At 42.7% G+C, this 19,466-nt stretch carries 12 protein-coding genes; 9 read left to right on the top strand and 3 right to left on the bottom strand.

Going from position 1 to position 19,466, the window contains the following annotated elements:
* The first annotated feature begins 2 nt into the window (after positions 1 to 2).
* The 3 genes from H6G05_RS22240 (at position 3) to H6G05_RS22230 (ending at position 9,591) form a co-directional block, all read left to right on the top strand.
* On the top strand, positions 3 to 2,150 hold the full coding sequence (locus H6G05_RS22240) for an OmpA family protein (protein WP_190581675.1): 2,148 nt from the start codon (positions 3 to 5) through the stop codon (positions 2,148 to 2,150).
* Between the two features lie 69 nt (positions 2,151 to 2,219).
* Positions 2,220 to 4,928, top strand: a complete 2,709-nt coding sequence (locus tag H6G05_RS22235) for a beta strand repeat-containing protein (protein ID WP_190581672.1) — start codon at positions 2,220 to 2,222, stop codon at positions 4,926 to 4,928.
* 622 nt (positions 4,929 to 5,550) lie between these two features.
* Positions 5,551 to 9,591, top strand: a complete 4,041-nt coding sequence (locus H6G05_RS22230; protein WP_190581670.1) for a non-ribosomal peptide synthetase — start codon at positions 5,551 to 5,553, stop codon at positions 9,589 to 9,591.
* 99 nt (positions 9,592 to 9,690) lie between these two features.
* Here the strand turns inward: H6G05_RS22230 and ykgO are convergent, their stop codons facing one another.
* Entirely contained in the window at positions 9,691 to 9,816 is a 126-nt protein-coding gene (gene ykgO / locus H6G05_RS22225; RefSeq protein WP_094534052.1) for a type B 50S ribosomal protein L36, read from the bottom strand.
* Between the two features lie 349 nt (positions 9,817 to 10,165).
* Between ykgO and H6G05_RS22220 the strand changes: the two genes are divergently transcribed.
* The gene (locus H6G05_RS22220) at positions 10,166 to 11,266 is read left to right on the top strand and encodes a glycosyltransferase family 4 protein (protein ID WP_190581668.1); all 1,101 of its coding nucleotides are present in this window, start codon (positions 10,166 to 10,168) and stop codon (positions 11,264 to 11,266) included.
* A gap of 63 nt (positions 11,267 to 11,329) precedes the next feature.
* On the opposite strand, the gene H6G05_RS22215 is transcribed toward H6G05_RS22220, so the two are convergent.
* A complete protein-coding gene (locus H6G05_RS22215; protein ID WP_242025745.1) occupies positions 11,330 to 11,632 on the bottom strand; it encodes a hypothetical protein in 303 nt (100 codons plus the stop codon).
* A 366-nt stretch (positions 11,633 to 11,998) separates the two neighbouring features.
* Positions 11,999 to 13,201 carry a sulfate adenylyltransferase gene (gene sat / locus H6G05_RS22210; RefSeq protein WP_190581666.1) on the bottom strand — a complete coding sequence of 401 codons (1,203 nt, stop codon included), beginning with the start codon at positions 13,199 to 13,201 and terminating at the stop codon, positions 11,999 to 12,001.
* 555 nt (positions 13,202 to 13,756) lie between these two features.
* On the opposite strand from sat, the gene H6G05_RS22205 reads away from it, so the two are divergent.
* From H6G05_RS22205 to H6G05_RS22185, 5 genes are all read left to right on the top strand, one after another.
* A complete protein-coding gene (locus tag H6G05_RS22205) occupies positions 13,757 to 16,204 on the top strand; it encodes a phosphoketolase family protein (RefSeq protein ID WP_190581664.1) in 2,448 nt (815 codons plus the stop codon).
* Positions 16,205 to 16,260: 56 nt separating this feature from the next.
* Complete coding sequence (locus tag H6G05_RS22200) at positions 16,261 to 16,899, top strand: histidine phosphatase family protein (RefSeq protein ID WP_190581662.1); 639 nt, start codon at positions 16,261 to 16,263, stop codon at positions 16,897 to 16,899.
* Positions 16,900 to 16,956: 57 nt separating this feature from the next.
* On the top strand, positions 16,957 to 17,634 hold the full coding sequence (locus H6G05_RS22195) for a class I SAM-dependent methyltransferase (protein ID WP_190581660.1): 678 nt from the start codon (positions 16,957 to 16,959) through the stop codon (positions 17,632 to 17,634).
* A 33-nt stretch (positions 17,635 to 17,667) separates the two neighbouring features.
* A complete protein-coding gene (locus H6G05_RS22190; RefSeq protein ID WP_190581658.1) occupies positions 17,668 to 18,876 on the top strand; it encodes an acetate/propionate family kinase in 1,209 nt (402 codons plus the stop codon).
* 72 nt (positions 18,877 to 18,948) lie between these two features.
* Entirely contained in the window at positions 18,949 to 19,398 is a 450-nt protein-coding gene (locus H6G05_RS22185; RefSeq protein ID WP_190581656.1) for a Uma2 family endonuclease, read from the top strand.
* Positions 19,399 to 19,466 lie beyond the last annotated feature (68 nt).

The raw sequence follows: 19,466 nt of genomic DNA, 5'->3' as shown, positions 1-19,466 counted from the left end.
CTATGCAAAAAGTAACCAGCCAAAAATTAACAGCTACATTGATTAGTTCTATCGGGTTGATCGGTCTCTCTGGTATAGCTATCGAAATGTTTAGGGCAAATGACAATCTGGCGATCGCCCAAAATACTACCCAAGCCACTTCGCCCAGTCTTCTCAAATACCAAATTACTGTCAATAGCGATCGCGATGGTGATATCCAACCCGATCTTGAGTTAACTCTGCGCGAAGCCGTTGCGATCGCCAATGGGAGCCTCACCCTTGAACGGCTTAGTGATACTGAACGCTCTCAGGTTAAGCCATTAGTTAATCAAAAAGGTTCACAGATTGGCTTTAATTTGCCTAGCGATCGCACCAAGATCTTGTTAAGCAAGGCTCTACCTGACCTTAGTAGCCCATACCTGACTATTGATGGCACAACCCAAGCAGGCTATGACCCTCAAAGCTCCTTTGCCCAAGAGTTAGCGATTCCTCAACCAATTGTGGAGATTTCTCCCACCGATGGTGTAGAAATTTTCCGAGGTTTGACCATCGTTGCAGATGGCGTGACGATCAAGGGTTTAAGTATCTATGGTTTTAATGCGATCGAGAGTGTCCCAACTACCACACCATCCGCCGATATTTTTATTTCACACCAAGCGCCACCGCCCGACACCACGCAGCAACAGCAGCCCGCCAAATTTTCGCCATTCTATGACAGCAATCTTCCCCCTCAAGGGGTAATCCTTGAAGCTAATTGGCTGGGCATTACGCCCACAGGCAAAATGCCCAAGCAACCTTCTAGTTTTGGAGTTTATTTATTTAATAGTACTGATACGCTGATCCGTCGCAATCGTATTGCTTACCACGAGGGTAGTGGTATCGTCACATCGGTAAAAGCAACAGGAACGCAGATTCTCGAAAATGCAATTACCAGCAATGGTTTTGATGGGCTACCTCACGGCATCTATCTCGAAGGTGAAATTGCCAACTTAAGTATCAAGGGCAATATCCTTTGTGCTAATGATGGCAGTGGAGTTTATTTGTTCAAACCCAAAGGCGCGATCGCCATTGAAGATAACCGCATTTTGTTTAACGATCGCAGTACCAACTTCGCCGCCATTTATTTAATGGGCAACGATCATCGAGTTACTAATAATCAAATTCGCAATCAACGTGGTGCAGGTGTTGCGATCGCTGCTTATCCTAAAAGCGATCGCAATCTAATTCGCAAAAATACTTTTTCGGCTCTCAAGGGCTTGAGTATTGACTTGATTTCTCAGCGCCATGTGAATACTCGTGATTTCATTACAGGTGATGGCATTAATCGCCCCCGTGATTCTCATTTTCGGCGCGTAGATACGGCTAATGGAGCCATCAATGCACCGACTTTTTTAGCGACAACTTTTCCGATGTTTAGCCCCAACCAAGTCAATATTGATGGCACGGCTGATCCTGATACTGAAGTAGACATATATCGTGTCGCTGACAAAGTCGATCCCAATCTTCCCTATGGATCTCTCAGTGAATATCTGACCACGGTCAAGACTGATGCTAAGGGTAAATTTGCTGCTTCTTTAAATAATCTCCAAGTGGGCGATACGATTAGCGCGATCGCCACCGATCCACAGTACGGCACTTCTGAGCCAGCCTTCAATGCCAGAATCGTTAATCCCGACCTGTCGGCTCCTGAACTAGCAAATGTCGATGCAACTATTCCCGCCTGTACGACACCACCTCAGATTGTTCAAGCTCCCCCACCGCCAGACCAGCCAATTGTGCTATCTGTGCCACGCCAAATTCATTTTGCGCTAGATCGTGATGCAATCAGCCCTATCAGCGCTAAAATCCTAAATCGGATCGCTGATGTATTAAAGCAATATCCCACAATTATGATTACCCTAGAAGGACATACTGACCCTAGAGCCAGTGATGCCTATAACCGCGAACTGGGCTTTAGGCGATCGCGTGCAGTGCGTAATTACCTAATGCGACAGGGTATTGCCTCTGAACGGATGACTGTGCGATCGCTTGGCGAAACCCAACGCGCCTCACAGGGTAATCAAGTTACTGACTATGCTCGCGATCGGCGTGTCGAAATTGAATTTACCGATGTGCGCGATGTCGAGATTCGCTTTGAATCACAGAAGGAAGATTTACAACTTGAGAACTAAGAGAACAATAATGAACGACTGAACTTCAGTCGTATTTCATATATCCTTTAAGCATAGAAAGTCATTAACATGAATCCACGATTCAATCTACCGATAAATATAGAAAAGTCTATAAAAAAGCTAATTTCTGCTTACCGTCGTAAGTGGTCAACCTTACTTTTAGCTTGTTTATTTGTATTTTTTTCCTTTTTCCCTATTCCATTTTCTCAAGTCTTCTTTTCTACCACTTCAAGTAAAATTTCACTCCCATCATTCATAGAGCCAGTTAACGCTCAAGCAACTCCTGCTTTATGTGCAGTACCTGGCAAAGACGGTGTTGGCGCTCCTGCGGGAGTGATTAACACCTATTATCCTGGGATAGGCACAGCCACAGCAGGAGCCACTTCGATTTCCGTTGGAGCTATAGATGTTAATGGCGCTCTCACTGCGATCACTGCTGGAGATCTATTGCTGATCATTCAAACGCAGGATGCCACGATCAACTCTACTAATACCGATGCTTATGGAGATGGTGTCGGTGGAGATGTGCCAGCTTTAGCAGCAGGAGGCACACAACCTACCAATGGTGCTAGTGGTTTTACTGGTGGTACGGCTGGTAGGTATGAATATGTAGTAGCGACTGGTCCTGTAGCCGCAGGTTCAGTACCCATTATTGGCACTAATGGAGGAGGGCTGATCAACAGCTATTCCAGTGCAGCAGCAACAGTAACTCAAGGAAAACAGGCTTATCAAGTTGTGCGCGTACCACAATATTCCAGTGCTACTCTAGGTTCTGCTACGTCATCATTTTGGAATGGCAACACAGGCGGAATCGTGGCTTATGATGTCGCTGGCAACCTAAACCTAACTGGCAGCATAAATGTGGATGGTAGAGGGTTTAGAGGTGGAGCAGGTCGGGTACTCGGTGGTGCTGTTAGTCCCAATACTGATTACAGAACTCTTGCAACATTGGCTAAAAATGGCTCTAAGGCAGAAGGTATAGCAGGAACGCCAAGGTATGTAATTAATCCAACTACCCTAGCGGAAGTTGACAACACAACTGAAGGTTATCCCGCTGGCAGTTATGGTCGTGGTGCTCCTGGCAATGCAGGTGGTGGAAGTACTGATGGGAATAGCAATGCTAACGATGAAAATTCTGGCGGAGGTGGTGGTAGTAATGGCGGCTCTGGAGGGATTGGTGGCCGAGCGTGGCTTTCAGACCTACCAACAGGTGGATTTGGTGGTGCGCCTTTTCCTGCGGCTACCAATCTTTTAGTACTTGGTGGTGGAGGTGGTTCAGGAACAACCAACAATGGTTCTTTTTCACCACCTAACACAGATACTTCTGGCAGTGGCTTATTTAGCAGTGGCGCATCGGGTGGCGGATTAGTAATGTTACGCACTAATACGGTAAGTGGCACAGGAACAATCAGTGCTAATGGCTCAAATGCTCGTAATGTAACCAGAGATGGCGGCGGCGGCGGCGGGGCTGGCGGTAGTGTATTAGTCTCTGCGCTGAGCAACAATCTTACAGGACTTACCGTTAACGTCAGGGGCGGTAATGGTGGTAGTGCGATATTCAATGAAGCTCATGGTCCAGGCGGCGGCGGTGGCGGCGGTGTTGTGGTTTCTAATCCTGGTGTGATAGCTGACCTACAAGGGGGTATAGCAGGTGTTACTGGTATTGCAGCTAACCCCAATAATGGGGCTGTAGCTGGAACTGGATTAGCCGTTCCCCTTGCAGTTGGTGTTATCCCTGGAGCTAGTTCTGGCGCAGCTTGTGTTCCTGCTTTAACAGTTGTAAAAACTACTAGTACACCTACCACAAATCCAGGTGGTACTGCCACCTATACAATTGCTGTTAGTAATGGTGCAGGTTTAGTCACAGCCAATAATGTCGTTATCAACGACAACAGTCTACCCGCAGGGTTTACTCTTGCTGCTATTCCCGCACCTACGATTACTTTGACAGGAGGTGCAACACGTCCTACTACATCTGCGCCTACAGCAGGAACAAGTAACTTATCTTGGGGTACTTTTTCGATTCCTGGTGGTGGTTCAGTACAAATTCAGTTTACGGTTAATGTGGACGCAGGAGTTGCGAACGGAACATACAATAACCCTGCTTCAGCTACTTATAATGATCCTGCAACTGGTGGAACGAGAACAGTCAATTACATTGATAATAATGGCGAAGATGTAACAGTGGGTGCTCCTCCAAATCTCAACCTAGTCAAACGAATCACAGCAATTAATAACATACCCATTACTGGGTTCGCAGATGCGCCCAATACAGCCACATCCAATGATAACGATCCCAATTGGCCGACAGCTAATACCCAATACTTACGAGGGGCGATCGATGTACCTTCAGTTCAACCAAATGATGTAATAGAATATACAATCTATTTCCTCTCCAATGGCGGACGATCTGCAAGAAATGTCCAATTATGCGATCGCATCCCCGCGAATACAACTTTTCAGCCTGACACCTATGGATCTGGTAATGGAATTGTTTTGGGATGGGACAGCACGGCGGCAATTTTACCCGATCCGACAACCTCAACTGGGGCAGGCAAAGTCGCCATCAGCAATGTACCAGATGCAGATACAGGTCAGTTTTTAGCGACAAATGTATCGGTTACTAATGCACCTGCTCCCTGTAACGATGGAAGCACAAATCCTGATGGAGCAATCTTAGTCCGACTTGGTGCAACTACAAATGTCCCTAATGCGACGGCAGTAGGTACGCCAACTAATTCCTATGGATTTATTAGATTTGCTGTGCGTGTACGTTAGGAGCAATCCAATACGATGAGAGACAGCACTTTGTTCTGTCTCTCATCATCAAAGAAAGAAAAAGCCCGTCATATGACGGGCTTTTTCTTTCTTTGTGATAAATAACGCAAAATCGTTGATTATCCTTGACGAGCTTTGACCTTTGGGATGGTCGACTCCCTTTGCGCTTTGGTTTCGACTTTCTCCGTCACTTTATCTTTGACCTTTATAGCGCTTTTCAAGCAAGCGAGGTACAAAGGTTTGTTTCCCCTCTGAGATTCGCAGGGCGATTTATACTACCAATGCGATTGAGTCGATGAATATTAGCTTGCGGAAGGTGATTAAATCTCAGCAATTTATTATACAACTGTTGACGGAATTCCTGTAATTTATCAATAATCATGGCTGTAGATGTGCTTTTTCTTTTTCATAGGACTTACTCAAAAGGACGAAATGTAGGGGAAATTCATGAATTGCCCCTACGATAAAATGGGGGGGTAAGGCATTTTTGCGTAAGTCCTATTTCATCTACTTTAGGCAGTTTGTATCTCTTTTGCTCTGCTTTTTTTCCTTTTTTAGTCTAAACTCCAGTTTGTTTCCCAATACATCTATTACAGATCAACTTATAGATCGGTTAAATATCATGAAAGAGATAGTATCCCAAAATAAAGGATTGAAATCTTCTCATTCATCGGAAATATTTTTGCCACTTTCTGAAGGACAAAAAGCACTTTGGCTTCTCGCCCAAATTCAACCATTAAACAAGTCCCATAACATTTATTCGACTATACAAATTAAATCAGCATTAGATGTTGAGGCATGGCATCGAGTATGGGAGCAATTATTTGATCGCCATAGTATTTTGCGAACAACTTATAAAAAGATTGAAGGACAAGTAGTCCAGCAAATTAAGGCCCATTTGGATAGTTACATTGAGATAATTGATTCTGAAGGCTGGAGTGAAGACAAACTAAAATCTCAAATATTTAAAGAATCTGATCGGCTTTTTGACCTAGAGCATGGACCAATCATCAGAATATATTTATTTCGCTGTTCTACGGATGAATATATTCAATTGATTACAATGCATCACATCGCAGGTGATTTATGGTCTTTTGATATTCTGATACAAGATCTCCAGATACTTTATGCTAGGGAAATATACAAGGATTTTCCTATTGAATCTATACAGAAACTAGAAACACTTCCAGACTGCTTTCCTTATAGTGATTATGTGAGTTGGCAGTCAAATATGCTAAATAGTGATCGAGGTCAGGAATCACAACAATACTGGCAAAAACAGTTAAGTGGTGAGCTACCGATTGTAAATTTACCTTTCCAAAAACAAAATTTAGCAACCCAAACTCTAAGTAATTGCTCTTACATAGTAGACATTACTCCAAATTTGATCGAGAGCCTAAAACGTTTGGCTGAAGCTAATGGAGTTTCGCTTGATAGAGTTATGCTGACTGTATTTAAAATCTTGTTATACCGTTATATAGGTCATGAAGATATTATGGTTGGCAGCCCAATGGCTTGTCGTGATGGGCAGGATAAATTCAAAAATATTGTCGGTTTTTTTTCTAACATTGTAGTTTTACGGACTAAGATAACTAAAAATCAAACTTTTAGAGAATTATTGGCGCAAGTTAATCAAGTTGTTTCATCAGCTCAAGTGTATCAAGACTATCCCTTTTCTAATATAATTCAGCAACTTCATCGAGGTGACTCTGGTGATTTTAAGCTACTCAAAATCGCTTTTACATGGCATAAACAACGGTGGGATCAAACACAGAATGTGCTACAAATCAAACCTATGCAACTGGGTCATCAACGCGGTGTTCCTTTTGATTTAACTCTCAGCATTATGGAAACAGAGGGCTACTTTAAAGCTAATTGGCAATATAATCTTGATTTATTTGAAACTGAAGCGATCGCTTCGATGGCGGGACATTTTCAGCAGTTGCTAGAGAGTATTCTGGCTGACCCTGATCAATTGATTTCCCAATTACCACTTCTTACCAAAACTGAGCAGCATAAGCTATTAGTGGATTGGAATCTCACGCAAGCAGACTATCCAGCCGATAAGTGTATCCATCATTTATTTGAACAACAGGTAGAAAGAACGCCTAATGCGATCGCTGTTGTCTGTGAAAATCAACAGTTAACTTATCAAGCCTTAAATCAACGAGCTAATCAACTCGCACATCATTTGCAAAGTCTTGGTGCTGATCGTAACATGTTGATTGGCATCTATATGGAACGTTCTATTGAGATGGTTATAGGCATATTAGGTGTTCTTAAATCGGGTAGTGCTTATTTACCCTTGGATACCAATTATCCTCAAGAACGTCTGATGTATATGCTTTCAGATTCTCGAATCTCTCTTCTATTAACTCAACAAAACCTAGCTAAATCATTAGCTCAACAACAGATTCAGATAATCTGTATAGAAGATTTACAGATTACGGAAGAGAGGATTACCGAAAATGTAAATAGTAACGTTACTGCAAAAGACTTAGCTTATGTAATTTATACCTCAGGATCGACAGGTAAACCGAAAGGGGTAGAAATTAGGCATCAAGGTCTAGTTAACATGATGTTTTATCGCATAACCAAGCTATTAGATCGAGAAGATTTAATAGCTGTTCCATTAACATCACCAATATCGTTTGATGCAAGTGTTGTTCAACTTTTTACTCCATTGTTAGCAGGAGGAAAGTCAGTCATTGTTGATAATTTATTTTCATTGCCAAGATGTTCTCAATTCAATCAGATTACTTGTATTGGGGCAACCCCATCGATTATCGAAAAATTTATAGATGAATTTTCATTGCCTACTTCTTTGAGAACTCTTACTATAGGTGGTGAAGCAATTAGCCAAGCATTATTGGAAAAGTTAATGACTTCCACCAATGTGCTTAAAGTAATCAATATTTATGGACCGACTGAAGTGACAGTGCATTGTACGGCTGCGGTCTTATTTGATCGGGATAAGCAAAAGATTGAATCTCCACATATCGGTTGTCCCATTGCCAATACCAATGTTTATATTCTTGATCCAGAACTTCAACCTGTGCCTGTGAATATTCCTGGTGAACTTTATATTGGTGGAGTTGGAGTCGCCAAAGGTTATCTTAACCAACCAAAGTTAACAGATGAAAAATTTATTGTTAATCCTTTTAATTCTCAATCTAATTCACGTCTATACAAGACAGGCGATCTAGCTTGCTATTTGCCCAATGGTAATATAGAGTTTTTAGGACGCATTGATAGTCAATTAAAAATTCGTGGTTTTCGGATTGAATTGGAAGAAATCGAATCCGCACTAGCTCAGTATTCGAGTATTAAAGAAGTGATTGTAACTACTTGTACGGATGATACTGGGTTGAAGAGTCTCTGTGCTTACTTTATAGCTAACCAAAAGACCAGATCTGAGGAAATACGTGTATTCCTAGCACAGAAGATCCCCAGTTATATGATTCCAACCTTTTTTGTAGAGCTAGAACAACTATATTTGACTCCAAATGGCAAGATTGATCGGCAAAATCTACCTCTACCTAAGCCATCTCCTAAAGCTAGTTTTGTATCACCTAGAAATGATACAGAAAGAAAATTAGTTAGCCTTTGGTCAAAGTTATTAAAAATTGAAAAAATTAGCGTTGATGATAATTTCCTTGAATTGGGAGGAAATTCTCTTTTATCTGCAAACCTTTTTGCCCAAATCTATAAACAATTTAAAATTAATCTATCTTTATCAGTTATTTTTGAGGCTCCAACCATAGAAAAATTGGCTAAAATCTTACAGTCCGAAGTAGTGATATCTTCTTGGCAGCCCCTCGTCCCCATTATTCCTGTCAAAGATTCTGGAACTTACCCTCCCTTGTTTTGTGTTTCTGGCATTCATGGCAATGTTATCCTGTATTACAAACTTGCTAAATATTTGGGTGAATCCCAACCTTTTTACGGACTGCAACCAAGAGGTTTAGACGGGATACAGCCTCCTCACACCAGTATCGAAGCAATGGCAACTTCTTACATTCAAGCGATACGAACAGTACAACCTAAAGGACCTTATTTTATAGGAGGATTTTCTTTTGGAAGTAAAATTGTGTGGGAGATGGCTCAACAGCTATATCAACAAGGTGAAAGAGTCGCCTTGTTAGCTTTATTTGATGGCAGAAATGTATCCAAGGATATAGTTAGGCTACCTTTTCGCAAGAGAATTTTCTTGCATTTTCAAAACTTTAGAGAAATAGGATTTGCATATATCTCCCAAAAACTTCCATCATGGCAAGATTGGTTAAACGTTAGCTCCCAGTATTGGACAAAGAAAACTGCGCGACGTTTTTATAATCGGTTGCAATTGCCCTTGCCATTCTATTTACGTCAATTTGCGATCGAGGAGATACTAGAAAAAACTGCCGTAGAAGCAATGAAAAACTATGTAATCCAGCCTTATCCTGACAAGGTAACTTTATTTCGAGCAGATATACAGGACTCGTATGTGGTGGGGATTCCGCTTTTAGATTGGGATCTAGGTTGGGGGCAGTTAGCCTCTGGAGGAGTAGAGATCCAAACTGTTCCCGGCGATCATCTGACCATGTTCCGCGAGCCACAGATACAAATATTGGCGCAGAAATTGCAGGAATGTTTGCACAGAGCGCGACAAGCCCAACGATGAGAGCACAGCACAAATTGCGTTATTTATCACAAAGAAAGAAAAAGCCCGTCATATGACGGGCTTTTTCTTTCTTTGTGATAAATAACGCAAAATCGTTGATTATCCTTGACGAGCTTTGAACTTTGGGTTTGATTTGCAAATGACATAAATTCTGCCGCGACGACGCACAACTTTGCAGTCCTTATGGCGAGTTTTTGCCGATCTGAGGGAGCTAACAACTTTCATGAACTAATGCCTAACGTTTACTGATGATCAAAATTTTTGACACGGCTTTTAATCTTAACATGATTTTTGACCAGATATTAAAGCCAATTTAAAGAGCAACAATTCTCATTATAAAAATCGGTTTTTTGAAAGCCCGCCGACGGCGGGCTTTCAAAAAACCGATTTTGGTGTTGCCAGAGCCTTCGGCGCTGGCAACACCAAAATCGGTTTCATAATGAGAATTGCCAATTTAAAGAGAATGTCTAGCACTCTCTTTAAATTGGCTTTAATATAGTTGCGTTTAGCCAATCCAGTGTTATGCTTGCAAGCATAAATTTGCCCAACTCCAGTACTTAATTTTATTCTTGTAATGCTGCATCCAACTGCCATTCCTTACTTGGTCGCCTTTGCAGTATCTGCGATCGTGGTCTGGCTGAGTACACCAATTATTCGACATTTTGGACTAAAAGCAGGATTAGTAGACAAACCTAATCACCGTAAAATGCATACAACGCCAGTCGTGCGCGTTGGTGGGGTAGCAATTTTTTTGGGCAGTGTCAGCGCCTTGCTGCTAGTGTGGGCAGGCGGATACTTTGGGATATTACCACAAACTAGAGAATATGAAGTCTGGGGCGTAACCATTGGTGGCGCAGCTTTTTTCCTGATTGGGTTTGCTGATGACCTGTTTAACTTACCGCCATTACCGCGTTTAATTGCTCAGTTAGCAGTATCGGCTGCGGCATGGCGTGTGGGTGTGAGAATAGACTTTATCTCAGTGCCATTTATAGGCATTGTTAAATTTGGGTGGTTCAGCTTGCCAATTACGATGGTGTGGCTATCAGGGATGGCAAATGCAATCAACTGGCTAGATGGACTCGATGGGCTTGCCGCAGGGGTAACCACGATCGCTGCTGCTGTAATTTTAATTACTAGTTTATTTATGAAGCAACCTGCGGCAGCGCTGATTGCCGCAGCACTTGCTGGGGGATGTTTAGGCTTCTTGCGCTACAACTTCAAGCCTAAAAGCTCAGCAGAAATCTTTATGGGCGATGGTGGTGCTTATTTCTTAGGTTTTACGCTGGCTGGAGTAAGCGTAATCGGACTAGTTAAGGCAGTAGCGACGGTGGCTTTGATTATGCCTTACATGATTTTGGCTGTGCCGATTGTGGATGCGACGGCTGTGATTTTGCAGCGTATTGGTCGGGGTGAATCACCAATGACGGCTGGTAAGCAGCATTTACACCATCGCTTAGTCCAAGCAGGCGTTTCTAAACGGCTTACAGTTCTATTTATCTATGCTCTCACCCTTTGGGTTGGTAGTATCGCGATGGCGGTTTCAGGAATGCCTGCGGGGGGAACCTATGCGGCGATTAGTACGATCTTAATGGCTTATGCTTGTTTTAAAGTTTGGCAGAGGATTAGAGCTAAGGAATTGCGATCTCAAAAAGAACAGTCAATCAGCGAACCCTAAAACCCAAAAAGAGGTACAATGCACCTCTTTTTGGGTTTTAACAGCCTGTTTTAGCTTTTTCATTTATTTTCTGGTTCGAGGAACTAAACAAATACCGTGGATACCTATTGAGGCAATTATCACGCTCAAAAGAGTCCAAACTCCATCTGCAAAAAGATTGATTCGCTGGATGTTTTGCATTGCTTCGGTGACAAATAAATTTTCTAGGCTGGATTTACTCTGAACGGCTTTAGCGAATGGGATATAAGCTTGTTGTAAGTTATGCCAATCTACTAAAGCATGATATCCAAAGATCAAGACTCCCAAAATACCTGGCAAAATTGTAAATATTGCCAGTAGTAAATAACGCATTGATTGAAATTCCATAACTAAGATTTAGTTGTCTTAATCGTTTAAGCTTATTCTCAACAAAAGCTAAATTACTCTATCTCTAGCCTATCAAAACCGCTTGAATCCTGAAGCTGAGATTTATAATCAGCGATTTCTTCTACCAATGCATTTACATTATCTTCTTGAGCTTCAATATAGTTCGATACTTTCTTCTATCTCTTTATGAAATCGTCCATTTTCTCCCAATATCTCTATTAATACCAATTCACAAAAGTGTGACGACACTTCTATGAATTAAAACCCAAACCCAGTAAAAGAACAAAATGGCTACGCCATTTTGTTCTTTTACTGGGTTTGGTTATGCTTGAAATCTAAAAAAAGAGGCGCTTTGCGCCTCTTTTTTTAGATTTCAAAGCCTGTAGAAGCTTCCTCGATCGCCATTTTGTGCATTACTTTGGCTAGCTCGGCAGCGACTTCAGGACGCGAAAACTCTGGAGGTGGACATTCACCACGGCGCAGCATTTCTCGAACTTTAGTGCCTGATAGATGTACTCGCTCTTCAGGGAGACTGGCGCTGGTTTTGGTGGTTGCCATGCCCATAGTCCGTTTGCAATAGAAAGCATGTTCAAACATTAAAGGAATAATGCCTAGTTCTCCATCTTCAAATTCATAAAAAATATGTTGTGCGTCATAGGTTCCGTAATAGTCACCGACACCTGCATGGTCTCGCCCGACGATAAAGTGCGTACAACCATAGTTTTTACGAATCAAAGCATGGAAAATTGCTTCACGGGGACCAGCGTAGCGCATCGCCGCAGGGTTAATTGCTAGAGTTACCCGATCCAATGGGAAGTAATGCTCCAGCATAATTTCATAGCAACGCATCCGTACATCCGCAGGCACATCATCGCTTTTAGTTGCGCCAACTAGAGGATGTAAGAACAAACCATCGACGATTTCCAGCGCACATTTTTGGATATATTCATGGGCGCGATGGATCGGATTACGAGTTTGGAAACCGACAATGGTGCGCCAACCTTTTTCGATAAATAATTCGCGAGAATCTACAGGATCGATCTGGTAAGTGGGGAAAAGAGGGTGGGGGCGACGCTCTAATAACCAAACATCACCAGCGAGGTAAACTTCGCCTTGAGCATAAACAACCTTGACTCCTGGGTGGCGATCTTCGTTGGTGCGATAAACATGGAGGGCTTCTTTGAGCTTGTCGTATTTATATTTTTCGCTTAGTTCTAATACTCCAATAAATACGCCACTGGGGTCATTTAAACGGACAAGGCTACCAACGCTTAAGGTGTCGGCAACTTCAGAGGTGACAGGCAGGGTGATTGGAATCGACCAAGGCAAGCCATTGGCGAGACGCATATTTAAAACGACAGATTCATAATCAGCTTTACCTAAGAAGCCTGTCAGTGGACTAAACCCACCGATCGCTATTAGCTCAAGATCGGAGAGCGATCGCTCAGTCAATTGCACAATCGGCAAGTGGTCAGCTTTGCTATAAAAAACTTCTTTTTGGGCTTCTGTAGCCATGCGGTTGATCAGTTGACCACCATGCGGTGCAATGTTTTTGAGTTGTCGAGCCATGACGTTTGAGTTCAAAGGGTTTGATTTACTAAGATTCTAGTTTTTAGCGAAGTTTAAGGTTATACCAAAAGATTAAAGTGGCTTAGCCATTTCATCTTTTAAAAATCTTGTTGAACTTGCTTTTAATTCACAAAAATATTAGTATATTTTTGTGAATTAGCGTAATTTATTGTCACAAGCTATGGAAAAATAACTTGGTTAAGATTTCTAGAATTATTAAGTTAATGTTAACTTTTTTTGACAATAAATTTTGAATTTGAGTAGTAATTCTGATTATAAAAATCGATTTTGGAGCTTTCAGTGCAAATTGCTCAAAAATACAAATACAAATAAAAGAGAAGTCAAAGCTTCGCTCTGTCTTCTCTTTTTGTAAAACCTTATATAGAAGTATAAGCGATCCCCACCCGCAAATCTAAACCAGATATAGGGAAAAGCGATCCTAATTAGCTAATCTAAAAGAGATATACACATCACCCAGAATTCTTGCAATCTCATGTAGAGTTGTGAAGTCAGAAGTTATAAAACTAATTAGCGACAGGAACAAATCGTAATTTTATGGTAACAACTCCTCTCAAAATGGCTGACACAGACTCCGCTACCACAGCAATTAGTTGCTATGGCTCTGCACGCTCCACTGTTGCAGGAACCCCTCTCAGTGCCGAAGAGCTGCGGAAAACCGATGCCTACTGGCGGGCTTGTAATTATCTCGCGATCGGGATGATCTATCTGCGCGAAAATCCACTTTTGCGTGAACCTCTCAAGCCAGAACACGTCAAAAATCGCCTACTCGGACATTGGGGATCGAGTCCTGGCATGAGTTTCGTCTATACGCATTTAAATCGTCTGATTAAGAAATACGATTTGAATGCCATCTTTTTGGCAGGTCCTGGACATGGCGCACCAGGGATTTTAGGTCCTGTATATCTAGAAGGAACCTATTCTGAGGTTTATCATGATATCAGCGAAGATGAAGAGGGAATGAAGCTCTTCTTCAAGCAATTTTCCTTTCCTGGTGGAATTGGTAGCCACTGCACTCCTGAAACTCCAGGATCGATTCATGAGGGCGGAGAACTTGGTTACAGCGTTTCCCACGCCTATGGAACTGTATTTGACAATCCCGATTTAATCTCGGTTGTGATGGTCGGTGATGGCGAATCGGAAACTGGCCCCCTCGCCACTGCTTGGCATTCCAACAAGTTCATCAATCCAATTCGTGATGGCGCGGTATTGCCAATTCTACATTTGAATGGCTACAAGATTAACAATCCGACAGTGCTATCGCGGATTAGCCATGAAGAGCTAGAAAGTCTATTTATTGGCTACGGTTATCAACCCTACTTTGTGGAAGGTTCCGATCCTGAGTCAATGCATCAAGCGATCGCTGCTACCTTAGAACACTGTATTAACGAAATTAAGTCTATTCAGCAAGAATCTCGCAGTACGGGTATTCCTAAACGCGCCAAGTTCCCAATGATCGTGTTTCGGACTCCCAAGGGCTGGACAGGTCCAAAGGAAGTCGATGGGCATAAAGTCGAAGGTTTTTGGCGATCGCACCAAGTGCCACTGTCGGGAATGCATAATAATCCCGAACATTTAAAAATGTTATCGGATTGGATGCAGAGCTATAAGCCTGATGAATTGTTTGATGCATCAGGTAAGTTGATTCCTGAATTAAAGGATCTTGCTCCCACAGGCGATCGCCGTATGAGCGCGAACCCGATCGCTAATGGTGGTTTACTTCGTCGTGGTTTAAGAATGCCCGATTTTCGCAGTTATGGCGTAAAAATCGAGAAGGAAGGGACAATTGAAGCCGAAAATACCAAGCCTTTAGGTGTTTTCTTGCGCGATGTAATGCGTCAAAACATGGACAATTTCCGTGTCTTTGGTCCCGATGAAAACACATCTAATAAACTGCAAGCGATTTATGAAGTCAGTAAGAAGTTCTGGATTGCTGAATACCTACCTGAAGATGTTGATGGTGGTGAACTAGCTACGGATGGTCGCGTGATGGAAATCCTCAGCGAACATACCTTAGAAGGTTGGCTGGAGGGATATTTACTGACAGGAAGACATGGATTCTTCTCGACCTATGAATCCTTTGTGCATGTGATCGACTCGATGATCAACCAGCATTGTAAATGGTTGGAAATCAGTAGAGAGATTCCTTGGCGATCGCCGATCTCGTCGCTTAATCTCTTGATTACCTCAACAGTATGGCGACAAGACCACAATGGCTTTACCCATCAAGATCCCGGATTCTTGGATGTAGTAGTAAACAAGAGTGCAGAAGTAACACGCATCTATTTGCCGCCCGATGTGAATACTTTGCTATCGGTTTCTGATCATTGTTTGCGTAGTACTGATTATGTAAATGTGATCGTTTGTGATAAGCAATCGCATTTGCAATTCTTGAATATGGAAGATGCGGTTAAGCACTGCACTAAAGGCTTAGGCATCTGGGACTGGGCAAGCAATGATCAAGGTGTCGAACCTGATGTGGTGATGGTAGGCTGTGGAGACATTCTCACTCAAGAGGCTTTAGCCGCCACAATCCTGTTATGGGAGCATTTCCCAGAGTTGAAGATTCGCTTTATCAATGTGGTGGATTTGTTCAAGTTACAGCCTGATACTGAACATCCTCATGGTTTAAGCGATCGCGATTTTGATTCGCTGTTCACCACTGATAAGCCAATCATTTTCAACTTCCACGGTTATCCTTGGTTGATTCACCGTCTCGCCTATCGCCGCGCTAATCACAAAAACCTGCATGTGCGCGGTTACAAGGAGAAGGGTAATATTAATACGCCTTTGGAACTGGCGATCAATAACCAAGTTGATCGTTTTAGTCTGGCGATCGATGTGATTGATCGTGTGCCGAAGCTCACAAATATCGGTGCTCATGCGAAGGAAGCTTTGCTCAATCAACAAATTGATTGTCGTCGATATGCTTACGAGCATGGTATCGATATGCCTGAAATCGTGAACTGGCGTTATCCCCATTAAGCCCTCACCCCCAGCCCCTCTCCCATTGGGAGAGGGGAGCAAATCAATAAGGAATTATGAGCTTAAAACTATATCTGCTTCGTCATGGAGAAACTGCCTATAGTCGTACTGGCGGCTATTGTGGCGATCTTGATCCTGAGTTAACTGCTAACGGTGAAAAAATGGCGATCGCCTTTGGCGACGCTTATAAAGCGATCGCATGGGATTCTGTGTTTGTCAGTCCCATGAAACGAACAATCGCCACAGCCACGCCATTATGCAAAGCGATCGGCATGGAAATGCAATTTCGAGATGGCTTGAAAGAATTGCGTTATGGCAAATGGGAAGGACTAACCAATGATTTTGTCAAAGAGAATTATAGTGATGATTACCTCCGTTGGTTAACGGAACCTGCGTGGAATCCACCAACGGGAGGCGAAACAGCGGTACAACTGGCAAGTCGAGCTTCATTTGTAGTTGCCGAAATTCAAGAAATGTATCCATCAGGTAATGTATTAGTCGTTTCGCACAAGGCAACAATCCGCGTCATTCTCTGCGGTTTATTGGGAATCGACATGGGTAGATATCGCGATCGCATTGATGTACCAGCCGCCTCGCTAAGCGTAGTTCAGTTTGGTGCATTGGGCCCAATGCTTAAGGTTTTAGGCGATCGCAGTTTTATGGATGCCGAGCTGCGATCGCTCTCAGGCACTTAAAAGTTTGTTGGGTGATTCCTAATCGTAAAAATATGCGCTACTCAAGTGGAGAGCTTAATGCGAACCAATTATATCGGTCACGATCACGCCTATCAGAATAGACGTAACGACCCAAATTATGAGGGTTGGAGTAGTGGATATGCTGAAGATTGGCTCTATAGTTGGCAGCCGATGATCCAAAAAGCAGCTTTTCCCAAGCAGGGTAAACTTTTGGAGCTAGGTTGTGGTGCTGGCAATCTCAGTATTCGCTTTGTGCAAGCGGGCTATGAAGTGGTAGGTGTGGATATTGCGCCAAATGCGATCGCTTGGGCGAACGAAAATGCAGCGAAGGCAGAAGTTAAGGCTACATTTCTAGAAGCGAATGTACTGGATTTGGCTGAGATTGATGATGCATCTTTTGATATCGCATTAGATGGGCGTTGTTTTCATTGCATTATTAGCGATCGCCGCCGTTTCTTGGAGAACATTGTGCGGATTCTCAAACCTAACGGGATTTTGGCAATTAACACAATGTGTAATGAAGTTCCCAAAAGTACATATTGGCTTGACAATTTCGATCCGCGATCGCGACAAATCATTCATGATGGGATCGCGTCTCGTTATATTGGAGACTCGAATGATATTTTGCAAGAAATAATGCAAGTGGGTTTTAGAGTGCTAGATGTGGAGATTGTGCCTCCGAAGGATGCAGAAGATCTCGCCGATCTACGTGCGATCGCGACAAAGTTATCGTAAGTGTGAGAGCAGGTCAAAGTAGATACAAAAATAATGAAGATATTAATTCTCAATGCGGGATCGAGTAGCCAAAAAAGTTGCTTATACGAATTAGAAGGTGGGTTACCCGATACGCCACCAGAACCAATTTGGGAAGCGAGTATCGACTGGACGCATCATGATGGGTTTGCGGAAATAAGGGTTAAACCTCAACATGGGAAGGTTTTAGAAGAGGAAATTGCGGCAACCTCACGGGCTGAGATTATCGCGCATATGCTCGAAACCCTGTGGAGTGGAGAAGCCCCAGTTCTTAAAAGTCCTTCAGAAGTGGATATCATCGGGCATCGAGTCGTGCATGGTGGTGCAGAATATCGCCACAGTACAATCATTAATGACGATGTGAAAGAGGCGATCGCTAAATTAGCCATCTTTGCACCAGTGCATAATCCCGCCAATTTGGAAGGGATTATTGCCGCCGAAAAGGTGTTTGGGAAGGTTTCTCAAGTTGCAGTGTTTGACACCGCTTTTCATGCTCATTTAGCTCCTGCTGCCTATACTTACGCGATCCCTACGAAATACACTGAGCAGGGGATTCGTCGCTATGGATTTCACGGCATTAGTCATCAATATTGCCGCGATCGCGCGGCGAGTATTCTCAATCGCAAAGTCGAAGATTTACGCTTAATCACCTGTCATTTAGGAAATGGCTGTTCATTAGCAGCTATTCGTAATGGTCAAAGTATAGACACGACGATGGGATTTACTCCCCTTGAAGGTTTGGTAATGGGCAGTCGCTCTGGTTCCATTGATGCAGGGATTCTCATTCATTTATTACGTCAGCCTGATATGGATGCTGAGAAACTCGATCGCCTATTAAATCGAGAATCAGGTTTGTTAGGTGTCTCAGGAATTTCTGCGGATCTTCGCCCAGTTCTCAAGGCGATCGCTGAAGGCAATCAGCAAGCGCAACTAGCCTTTGATGTCTATGTGCATAGCCTGCGATCGCATATTGGCGGTATGTTAGCCAGTCTAGGCGGATTAGATGCTCTAGTATTTACCGCAGGCGTTGGTGAAAATGCACCTACAGTTAGAGCTGCTGCTTGTGAAGGCTTTGAGTTTTTGGGACTGAAACTGGATTTAGATAAGAACAATCAGAGATTGATGGATGTAGATATTTCTACTGCTGATTCGTTGGTAAGAGTTCTAGTAATTCATACCCAAGAAGATTGGGAAATTGCGCGTGAATGTTGGCATTTAAAATAAAAGCGTTGCGAAACGCCACCTTGATTTATGTATGTGATAAAGTTGAGATCATTAGTCTTGAGATAAGTGGCTATGGTTTTAGCAGCCGTTCATCCAGTTACCTTAGATGAGTTTTCTCAACTTCCCAATATTGAAGAATCTCCAGCTTGGGAATTTCTTAACGGTCAAGTATTGCAAAAGCCAATGCCTACTTTTTACCATAGCCTTTTGCAAAAGTATTTAGTTAGAGCGATCGACAATACTAATAGCACCTACGAAGCTTTTCCAGAACTGCGCTGTATTTTGAGCAAAAACTCGGTTGTTCCAGATATAACTATCATTCATCAAAGTCGTATCCCATCCAGTAATGAGCCAATTCAAGGCGCTCCAGACTGGCTAATTGAGATTCTCTCGATTGATCAAAGCACAACCAAACTAATCTCAAAAATTCAAACTTGTCTAACAGAAGGATCAAAACTTGGTTGGTTAATTGATAGCCAAGAACAAGTAAGGAATGAAAAACAAATAACTTGTGCAAATTAGGATAATCTCAGACAAAGAAAGAAAAGGAATAATTTTGGGTTATTACAGCGAAGAACTTGAGACAGAGA

Source organism: Phormidium tenue FACHB-1050, assembly GCF_014696925.1.
Lineage (GTDB): Bacteria > Cyanobacteriota > Cyanobacteriia > Pseudanabaenales > Pseudanabaenaceae > Pseudanabaena.
The sequence above is the reverse complement of the archived record's forward strand: the minus strand, read 5'-3'. Positions and strand labels throughout refer to the sequence as shown.

What these genes read in the sequence shown, in the direction of transcription:
- H6G05_RS22220 (WP_190581668.1), top strand. Translation starts at nt 10,166, where the DNA reads ATGCTGCATCCAACTGCCATTCCTTACTTGGTCGCCTTTGCAGTATCT.
- H6G05_RS22195 (WP_190581660.1), top strand. Translation starts at nt 16,957, where the DNA reads ATGCGAACCAATTATATCGGTCACGATCACGCCTATCAGAATAGACGT.
- H6G05_RS22230 (WP_190581670.1), top strand. Translation starts at nt 5,551, where the DNA reads ATGAAAGAGATAGTATCCCAAAATAAAGGATTGAAATCTTCTCATTCA.
- H6G05_RS22235 (WP_190581672.1), top strand. Translation starts at nt 2,220, where the DNA reads ATGAATCCACGATTCAATCTACCGATAAATATAGAAAAGTCTATAAAA.
- H6G05_RS22190 (WP_190581658.1), top strand. Translation starts at nt 17,668, where the DNA reads ATGAAGATATTAATTCTCAATGCGGGATCGAGTAGCCAAAAAAGTTGC.
- H6G05_RS22200 (WP_190581662.1), top strand. Translation starts at nt 16,261, where the DNA reads ATGAGCTTAAAACTATATCTGCTTCGTCATGGAGAAACTGCCTATAGT.
- sat (WP_190581666.1), bottom strand. Translation starts at nt 13,201, where the DNA reads ATGGCTCGACAACTCAAAAACATTGCACCGCATGGTGGTCAACTGATC.
- H6G05_RS22205 (WP_190581664.1), top strand. Translation starts at nt 13,757, where the DNA reads ATGGTAACAACTCCTCTCAAAATGGCTGACACAGACTCCGCTACCACA.
- H6G05_RS22215 (WP_242025745.1), bottom strand. Translation starts at nt 11,632, where the DNA reads ATGGAATTTCAATCAATGCGTTATTTACTACTGGCAATATTTACAATT.
- ykgO (WP_094534052.1), bottom strand. Translation starts at nt 9,816, where the DNA reads ATGAAAGTTGTTAGCTCCCTCAGATCGGCAAAAACTCGCCATAAGGAC.
- H6G05_RS22240 (WP_190581675.1), top strand. Translation starts at nt 3, where the DNA reads ATGCAAAAAGTAACCAGCCAAAAATTAACAGCTACATTGATTAGTTCT.
- H6G05_RS22185 (WP_190581656.1), top strand. Translation starts at nt 18,949, where the DNA reads ATGGTTTTAGCAGCCGTTCATCCAGTTACCTTAGATGAGTTTTCTCAA.